This is a genomic window from Paenibacillus antarcticus, from assembly GCF_001637225.1.
Taxonomy (GTDB): Bacteria; Bacillota; Bacilli; order Paenibacillales; family Paenibacillaceae; genus Paenibacillus_AQ; species Paenibacillus_AQ antarcticus.
Genome location: NZ_LVJI01000053.1, coordinates 73835 through 83524 on the forward strand (window position 1 = coordinate 73835; position 9690 = coordinate 83524).

Sequence of the window (9690 nt, forward strand, 5' to 3'; positions counted from 1 at the left end):
TAATCTGTCAGAAATGAAATGATTTTATCATCGGAGGCGAAATATTTAATGATAGCATTTGAATTTAATAATCCTACCAAGTTGATCTTCGGAAGAGGGACGCTTGATTCACTTAAAAGTGAAGTACCTAAATACGGAAATAAAGTATTGTTTCTATATGGTGGCGGTAGCATTAAACGTAGTGGTCTTTATGACAATGTCATAGCTTTGTTGAATGAGATTGGAGCTGAAGTTACCGAGTTAGCTGGAGTTGAGCCAAACCCAAGGTTGTCCACGGTACACAAAGGTGTAGATCTATGTAAAACGAATGGTATTGAACTCATTCTAGCTGTTGGTGGCGGAAGTGTTCTCGACTGTGCTAAGGCAATTGCTGTAGGTGCGAAATATGATGGAGATATGTGGGACTTCTTAGAGCGTAAAGCTGCACCTCAGGCTGCTCTTCCTTTAGGAACCGTATTAACGATGGCGGCAACGGGATCTGAAATGAACGGTGGATCTGTTATAACTAATGAAGTGACACAAGAGAAAATGGGCTGGGGTAGTCCATATGCATATCCTGCATTTTCTATTCTAGATCCAGCGCATACATTCTCCTTACCTAAGGATCAGACGGTGTATGGTATGGTAGATATTATGTCTCATGTATTAGAACATTACTTTCATTCGGAGAGTAATACGCCTGTACAGGATGGATTCTGTGAGACAATTCTACGTACGGTTATCGAGACAGCGCCGAAACTTATTGAAGATCTAGAGAATTTCGAATTACGTTCGACCATTATGTATTGTGGTACTATGGCATTGAATGGTGTATTGAATATGGGGATGAACGGCGACTGGGCTACTCATAACATAGAACATGCAGTATCAGCTGTATATGATATTCCACACGGTGGCGGATTAGCTATCCTGTTCCCGAATTGGATGAAACATAACCAGAATGTTGATATTGCTCGCTTCAAACGATTAGCTATTCAGGTATTTGGTATTGATCCATCAGGGAAAAGTGATGAGCAGGTTGGGGCTGAAGGAATTGAAGCATTACGTACATTCTGGAATTCTATTGGTGCACCAAGTCGCTTAAGCGAATACGATATTGATGCAAGTCAGATTGAAGTCATGGCGGATAAGGCACTACGTTTTGGTCCTTTCGGTAACTTTAATAAGTTGAATAAAGAAGACGTGATTGAGATTTATAACATGTCACTTTAAAATAATACGATGTAATTTCGATATAAATAAGGGACTCCACCCAAAGGTCTAATGACCTTTGGGTGGAGTCCCTTTTATGATGTCATTTTCCATGGCGTGTTGAATACGTTCTGTTCCTTTATTGTTCTGATCATTCAAATACATTGCCCCTATACAATTAGACAAAAGTGTTCACAATTAGTGCCATGGTTATTTACAATACAGGAAATATTTGAAACAATAGGGAGGGTTGAACGTATAAGTTAATATAGACATAGAAATGCGACAGGAGGACGGAAATGATGGAGGCGCTTTATTTAAGTTGTTTAGCGGGAGGAGTGCTGTTTGCCCTAGTAAGTGTGATATTCGGGGACGTACTAAGTAACGCATTGGATGGTATTCTTGATTTCTTATCTGTAGATATTCTGAAGCCTATGGTGGTAGCAAGTGCAATTACGGTATTTGGAGGAGCGGGTATTCTAATAACGCGACATACAAGCTTGAGTATCATTCCGAATTTGTCATTGTCCATCCTAATCGCCATTTTCATTTCCCTTCTTGTGTATTTTCTATATGTCAAACCGATGGAAAACAGTGAGAATTCTACGGGTTACTCCATCCATGATCTAGTTGGAAAAATTGGAGAAATTACGATTCCTCTTCCTGGCATAGGTTATGGAGAAGTAATGGTTAAGATTGGAGCGGGGAATGTTCTACATATTGCTTCTAGTCTTGAACAACGTATCATGATCGCTGGTACTCGTGTTGTTATTGTCGATGAAGTAGATGGCGTGTTATTAGTAACAGAATTTGATGAAAAAAGAGGAGATGATGTCTGATGGAATCAATACCAGATTATTTGATTATTCCAGCTATTGTAATTGCTGTCATTATTGTACTTGGGATGGCATTCTGGGCACGTTATAAGACAGTGGGACCAGATGAGGCGATGATTGTTACAGGTTCTTTCTTGGGTAATCGGAATATTTCAGACGAAGATGGTCGTAGAATAAAGATTGTACGTGGAGGTGGAGCATTCATTCTTCCAATATTCCAGCAGTCGCAATTTATTTCACTTCTTTCTCATAAGCTAGATGTCTCAACCCCTGAAGTATATACCGAGCAAGGTGTACCTGTTATGGCTGATGGTGTAGCGATTATTAAAGTAGGGGGATCCATTGAAGACGTAGTGACAGCTTCTGAACAATTTATAGGCAAACCTGTTGATGCACTCAGAAGTGAAGCACAGGAAGTGTTGGAAGGGCACCTTCGAGCGATATTAGGAATGATGACTGTAGAAGAAGTCTACAAGAATCGTGACAAGTTCGCGCAAGAAGTACAGGGTGTGGCTGCAAGGGATCTGAAGAAGATGGGGTTACAAATCGTCTCATTTACAATCAAGGATTTAAGAGATAAGCACGGATACTTAGAAGCGCTAGGAAAACCTCGTATTGCGACGGTTAAACGTGATGCAGAAATTGCTGAGGCGGATGCAGTACGTGATGCGAGAATTCAGAAGGCCAATGCGGAAGAGCAGGGACAGAAAGCCGAACTGCTGAGAGATACAAATATTGCCGAAGCATCGAAGGAAAAAGAATTGAAGGTCGCTTCATTTAAGAAGGAACAGGACACAGCTAAGGCTGAAGCAGACCAAGCCTACCATATACAAGAAGCACGTGCTAAACAGATTGTGGTAGAAGAACAGATGCAAGTAGAAATTGTTCGCAAAAACCGTGAAGTAGACTTACAAGAAAAAGAAATATTGGTTCGTCAGTTGCAATATGATGCTGAAGTGAAGAAAAAGGCAGATGCGGATCGATACTCTGTTGAGATTGGAGCTGAAGCAGATAAAGCACGTAGAATGCTTGAAGCAGATGCGTTGCAATATTCCATCGAGACACAAGCGAAAGCATCGGCAGCACAGAAACGATTGGATGGTCAGGCGGTAGCTGATTCGGAACGGGCCAGAGGTACCGCAGATGCGGACGTAATCCGTCTTCGTGGGCTCGCTGAAGCAGAAGCGAAGGAAAAGTTGGCTGACGCATTCCAAAAGTACGGAGAAGCTGCCATACTCGATATTGTCATGAAGATGCTGCCTGAACTTGCAGGCAAGATTGCACAACCACTGGCTTCTATTGATAATCTGACTGTAGTCGACACAGGTAAAGGTGAAGGTGCTGCTCGAGTAAGTAATTACGTAACCGAATTAATGGCCACTGCACCGGCGATGTTAAAGAATGTTTCTGGGCTCGATATTGAAAGTCTAATTAAAGGTTTTACTCAAAAGAAACCTGAGGTGCAACCGGTGACATTAGTAACTTCTGATCTACCGTCACAAGAATAGTTGACTTATTTGTGAAGACCCAAGCTCTAGTAATGGATAATATTACTAGAGCTTGATTTATTGTTCGTCTTCATCTTATTTCTGTGGTTGACGTATGAGTATATTTTTGTTAATATCTCATAGCTTGAGGGTATATTAATGAGGTGCTAAATATGGGCAATATACAAGTATTTAAGGTGCTAAATAACAACGTCATTATTGCAAACCATCCACAATTTCAGGAAGTTGTAGTTATTGGTAAAGGAATAGGTTTTAACTGTAAAGTTGGTGACGATTTACCACTGACGTCCGTTGAGAAAATGTTTATTTTAACCAATGAACAAGAACAAGAACAGTATAAACAATTAATTCCGCAAGTAGCTGAACATTTGATAGAAATTGTAAATGAAGGTATTTTATACATTAAAGAGCACAGCAAGGTTCCTTTGAATGAGCATATACACATTGCATTAACAGATCACATATCTTTTGCAATTAAACGTTATGATCAGGGAATTGTACTGCATAATCCGTTTCTATTCGAGACGAAAGAAATGTATCCTGAAGAATATCGAATGGCAGAATATGTCGTCGAATTAATTCGCAAGGGATTTAAAGTGGATTTGGAAGAAGATGAAATCGGTTTCGTAGCACTACATATCCATAGTGCTCTTACGGATCAACATGTTAATGAGGTTAAGAAACAATCAGAACTTGTTGCTCATTTGGTTGAGATTGTGGAGAAAAGTATGAAATTTCATATTCCACGCGACTCATTGGACTATTCAAGATTTATTACGCATTTACGGTTTGCCTTAGAACGTGTACGAAGCGGTAAGGTCGAACAAGAGATTGGCTCATTAGATAAATTGTTATATCAGGAATTTCCAGATTTATATTCATTAGCTTGGAAGATGACTAAAATTATGGAAGAAAAACTACGTAAACCTGTGTATCCATCAGAAGTAAGCTATTTAACAGTACATCTACAAAGGCTTTCTGAGAAAAATAGTGGCACAGATGATAGAAATTTTGTGTAGCAAAAAAAGTTGAAAAAGTGTATTAAAGATGTTAGAATGTAGTCGTAGTTCTAAAAACTTAATATTGTACTTACGTGTAACTGATTATTTCAGGCATGAGTTAATTTAAAGTATTCTGATTGTTCTCCCCTAAATTGGGTAATCTAACCTTAGGTTAGAAGAACAACTAAAGGTACTATAAAAAACTCGTGCTTTTTTGTTTTATGTACGTTTTGAAACAACTTGGCGCTATAGGCGTACTAGAAGTAGCAACAACTTTCAGGCCATTTCTGATGAGAAGTGATACCGCATTTATGATCGAAGATATTAAGTGGTGATCATCAACTGAATGGATAAGCACAGAACACAAATAAATTAAAATGAGAGTAGGATGAATATTATGCAAAAAACATTCAAAATTGTGGACGAAGACGGAATTCATGCACGCCCAGCAACGGCATTGGTAAATGCTGCAACAAAGTTCAAGACAACGGAAGCATTTGCAGAATCTAACGGTAAAAAAGTAACGTTGAAATCGATTCTAGGTGTACTTTCTTTAGGATTGGAAATGGGAGATACATTGGTACTTATTACAGAAGGTGAGGAAGAAGAAGCAGCCTTAGACAAACTTCAAGAAGTAATGATCAAAGAAGGGTTAGGCGAACTTCATGAATAAAATATCGGGCATCGCAGCTTCTGCAGGAATTGCCATTGCCCGAGCGTTCATCTTGGAACATCCGGATTATTCTGTACAAAAGACGCAAGTGAATGATACCCAGGCAGAATTGGATAAGTTGGACGACGCACTACAACAATCAAGTGTTGAACTCGAGGCAATCAAAGAACGTACTCTTCAAGAATTAGGTGAGAAGAAAGCAGAAATTTTTGAATCTCATCTACTTATTTTGAATGATCCTGAATTCATTGATCCTGTGAAGAGTCTTATCACTACTGAATCTATTAATGCAAGTTATGCACTTAATGAGATTGCGAACCAATTTATTGCCATGTTCGAAAATATGAAGAGTGCATACTTGCAAGAACGTGCAGCGGATATGCGAGATGTGTCGAAACGTATTCTGAAACACTTACTTGGCATTAGCCAAATAAGTCCTGCTGAAATTGCTGAAGAGACGATCGTTATTGCTGAAGATCTAACACCATCCGACACAGCGCAATTAAATCGTAAATATGTTAAAGGTTTTACTACGAATATTGGGGGAAGAACTTCTCATTCGGCTATCATGGCAAGGTCGCTTGAAATCCCTGCTGTTGTTGGGACACAAAATGTGTTATCTCAAGTGACAAGTGGTGATCTGGTTATTGTAGACGGATTAGCTGGGGAGGTATTAATTAATCCTTCAGAAGAAATCGTTGCTGAGTACCGGAGTAAACAACAAGCGTATGATCAACAAATTGCAGAGTGGAAGAAGCTTCGTGATCTACCAACGCTTACTAAAGATAATGTACAAGTTGAATTAGCTGCTAACATTGGTACCCCTGCTGATGTGGAAGGCGTTCTTGAGAATGGTGGAGAGGCCGTTGGATTATACAGAACGGAATTTCTATACATGGGCCGGGATAAACTTCCATCTGAGAACGTTCAATATAACGCATATAAGACCGTTTTGGAAAAAATGAGCGGTAAACCAGTGGTTGTTCGTACGCTAGATATCGGTGGCGACAAGGAATTGCCTTATCTGGAAATGCCCAAAGAAATGAATCCATTCTTAGGATTCCGTGCAATTCGATTGTGTCTAGATCGTCAGGACATCTTCCGTGTGCAACTACGTGCTTTACTACGTGCAAGTGTATATGGTAACCTACGCATCATGTTCCCGATGATTGCCACACTTGGTGAATTTAGAGCGGCTAAGGCAGTGTTGCTGGAAGAGAAGGAGAAATTGACTTCTGAAGGTATTGCAGTGTCTGACAACATTCAACTTGGAATTATGGTAGAGATTCCAAGTACTGCTGTACTGGCAGATCAATTTGCTAAAGAAGTAGATTTCTTCAGCATTGGAACCAATGACCTTATTCAGTATACGATGGCTGCAGATCGAATGAATGAACGTGTATCTTATCTATATCAACCATATAATCCATCTATATTACGATTAATTGACATGGTCATTAAGGCTGCACATAAACAAGGAAAATGGGTCGGAATGTGTGGAGAAATGGCAGGAGATGAGATAGCTATACCGCTCCTAATTGGATTGGGTCTTGATGAATTTAGTATGAGTGCCTCATCTATTCTTCCTGCGAGAAGTCTTATCTCTAAGTTATCTGCATCAGATATGATACAACTGGCAGAGAAGGCACTTGAGCAAGGTACTGCAGAAGAAGTTGTTGAATTGGTAAAAGCTACTGTGAGTAAGTAATATTCATTTATATATGTATGAATAAAAAGGAGTGGTCCACATATGGGCCACTCCTTTTTGTCGTAATATAAATTCCTATTCATGATAACTTCTTTGATTAAGAGGGCCCCCTACAATAGAATATTTTTATCTGCATTCTTTGCTATTCTTAAATGGAGTTGGGAAGCGTATAATCCTCTAAATTAGATAAATAAAGTGTATTTCCAACATTCACTATCAATTATTGTATGATTATGTAAATAACGAATGGCGTTTATATTCCTATAATTCGATTAATGCATAAGCGATATTATAGGATATAGCCCTTACTAAAGGAAACCATATTACATATAATATGGTGAACGTGGTATGTGATCTGTCGTTAGGTTACCTATATTAGGATATGATGGTGGTGATATTCTATGATCGATATAACAAGTTATTATGAAGGTCGAGATTTGGGTTGCAGTTATGCCCCGCAAGGAAGTTTATTTAAGGTGTGGGCACCGACAGCAAGTCTAGTGTCGCTGGTTCTATATAAAGAAGCAGGTCATTATAATTCGCAAGGACTCGTTACGGATCATAGTAATGGTCATGAGATTGTGATGAAGAAGGATGAAAGCGGAGTATGGTCGTGTTACTTTAGTGGGGATTTGAAAGGGTTATTCTATATGTACAAAACGGAGTTCATGGATGGAACGCTTCATTATGCGGTAGACCCATATGCGAAGGCTGTTACAGCGAACGGTGCTAGAACCGCGATTGTTGATCTGAACTCAACGAATCCAGTAGGCTGGTATGAAGACTCTAAGCCTCCTCTCTGCCATCCAACAGATAGTATCATCTATGAACTGCATGTGAGGGATTTCTCTGCTCATGGCGATTCTGGGATGTGTTATAAAGGTAAATATAAGGCTTTCACTGAAATAGGGCTAAAGGATGCCCATGGAAATGCTCTAGGAATTGATCATTTGGCTGAACTAGGGATTACACATGTACATTTACTACCCGTGTTTGATTATAAGACGGTGAATGAGCTACAAGTAGATAGTCATGACTCCTCTATTCCTTTGTACAATTGGGGGTATGATCCTCAGAATTTTAATGTTCCAGAAGGTTCTTATTCGAGCAACGCTAATGATCCCTTAATACGGATTGTTGAATTTAAGGAAATGATTCTTGCTTTTCACCAAAAAGGGATTCGTGTCATAATGGATGTCGTTTATAATCATACATTTACGGTGGAGGACGGTCCCTTCGAAGCATTTGTACCTCATTATTTCTACCGGACGGATGAAGCAGGAAGAATATCGAATGGATCTGGCGTTGGCAATGAAATCGCATCTGAACGTCCGATGGTACGGAAATATATTAAGGATTCTGTTCGTTATTGGGCAGAAGAATATCATATAGACGGATTCAGATTCGACCTAATCGGTCTTACGGATACACAAACAGTCAAGGAAATCACGAAAGAACTAATTGAAGAAGTGGATCAAACATTAATATTTTATGGTGAACCTTGGACAGGAGGGGCAACACCACTTATACAGCAAACGTTAAAAGGAACGCAAAAGGGTGAACAATTTGCCTTGTTTAATGATCATTTCCGTAATGCGATTAAAGGTGATAGTGATGGTTGGGGTCGAGGTTTTGCTACGGGTGAGCGTGGTAAAGAATTAGAGGTCATGATGGGGGTAAGTGGATCTATTCATGATTTCACCTATTGTCCAGCCGAGACGATTAATTATGTGACAGTTCATGATAACCTGAATTTATGGGATAAAGTGCTGACCACAGAAGGATTAGCTCAGGAAGCAGGACTGCTTAATAGCGGGGGAGGGTCATTTGGACACCCGTTAGATTATGAAGGAATGAAGACATCAGATCCGTATAAAAGTGTTAATAAAAGAAATGTTTTCACGAGTGATACCGTACGTCGGACCATTCTTGCAAACGGTATCGTTTTAACTTCTCAGGGTATTCCTTTGTTTCAAGCGGGTGATGAGATGTTGCGTTCCAAGTTCGGAGATCATAATAGCTATCGAAGTGGTGATCATATTAATGCGATTCGATGGGATAACAAGCGTAGATTTCGGCCAGTGTTTGATTATTACAAGGGATTAATTGCGCTTCGTAAGAGTCACTCTGCCTTTCGATTACACACTAGAGAGCAAGTGGAAGCGAATGTGGAGGTACTGCAATGTAGTGGGAACGTAGTATCCTATATGCTCAAGAATCATGCAAATGGCGATACTTGGCGTAATATTATCGTTATTTATAACGGGAATACAGAAGCAGTTGAAGTGGAAGTTCCATTGTCGTTAACAGGATGGAACGTTGCAGTTAACGAGTATGTCGCGGGAACAGAATCACTAGAAATTGTGTATGGTGATATGCTTACGATTCCAAAGCTGTCTATGATGGTACTGTACGAAGAAAAGGATGCTAAACCTTACCCAACCCGTAATATCGAAATTCACTATGAAAGACCTAAAGGTGACTATGAAGGATGGAATCTATGGGTTTGGGGAAAAGGAATGCGTGAACATCAAGTCAATTTTGAAGGGATCAAGAATGGTAGAGCTGTAGCAGTTATTTCAGCATTACCAGGTGCACGTCAAATCGGATATATTATCCGTCTAAATGATTGGGAGAAAAAAGATGTGGAACGGGATCGTTATATTGATTTGGGTACAGGTAAAGGTGATTTGAAAATCATTGTGAAGAGTGACGTGCATCAGTGGAGAAGAACGAGTTAAATTGATGATAAGTAAATGACCAACCACCCTTA

Annotated in this window: 7 protein-coding genes; all 7 read left to right on the forward strand. The window is 39.6% G+C overall.

The features are described 5' to 3' along the window. The first annotated feature begins 48 nt into the window (after nt 1-48). Nucleotides 49-1212, forward strand: coding sequence for an iron-containing alcohol dehydrogenase (locus PBAT_RS22805; RefSeq protein ID WP_068652966.1), 1164 nt, complete (start codon nt 49-51; stop codon nt 1210-1212). 278 nt (nt 1213-1490) lie between these two features. Then, nucleotides 1491-2030 carry an NfeD family membrane protein gene (locus tag PBAT_RS22810; RefSeq protein ID WP_338045648.1) on the forward strand — a complete coding sequence of 180 codons (540 nt, stop codon included), beginning with the start codon at nt 1491-1493 and terminating at the stop codon, nt 2028-2030. Continuing rightward, complete coding sequence (locus PBAT_RS22815; RefSeq protein WP_188016969.1) at nt 2030-3535, forward strand: flotillin family protein; 1506 nt, start codon at nt 2030-2032, stop codon at nt 3533-3535. The genes PBAT_RS22810 and PBAT_RS22815 overlap by 1 nt, the downstream gene beginning before the upstream one ends. Nucleotides 3536-3687: 152 nt before the next feature. Then, on the forward strand, nt 3688-4554 hold the full coding sequence (gene glcT / locus PBAT_RS22820) for a glucose PTS transporter transcription antiterminator GlcT (RefSeq protein WP_068652968.1): 867 nt from the start codon (nt 3688-3690) through the stop codon (nt 4552-4554). Between the two features lie 379 nt (nt 4555-4933). Beyond that, entirely contained in the window at nt 4934-5209 is a 276-nt protein-coding gene (locus tag PBAT_RS22825) for an HPr family phosphocarrier protein (protein WP_068652969.1), read from the forward strand. Further along, entirely contained in the window at nt 5202-6917 is a 1716-nt protein-coding gene (ptsP, locus tag PBAT_RS22830; protein WP_068652970.1) for a phosphoenolpyruvate--protein phosphotransferase, read from the forward strand. Before PBAT_RS22825 ends, ptsP begins: the two co-directional genes overlap by 8 nt. 401 nt (nt 6918-7318) lie before the next feature. Further along, on the forward strand, nt 7319-9658 hold the full coding sequence (gene pulA / locus PBAT_RS22835; RefSeq protein ID WP_068652971.1) for a type I pullulanase: 2340 nt from the start codon (nt 7319-7321) through the stop codon (nt 9656-9658). Nucleotides 9659-9690: the final 32 nt, after the last annotated feature.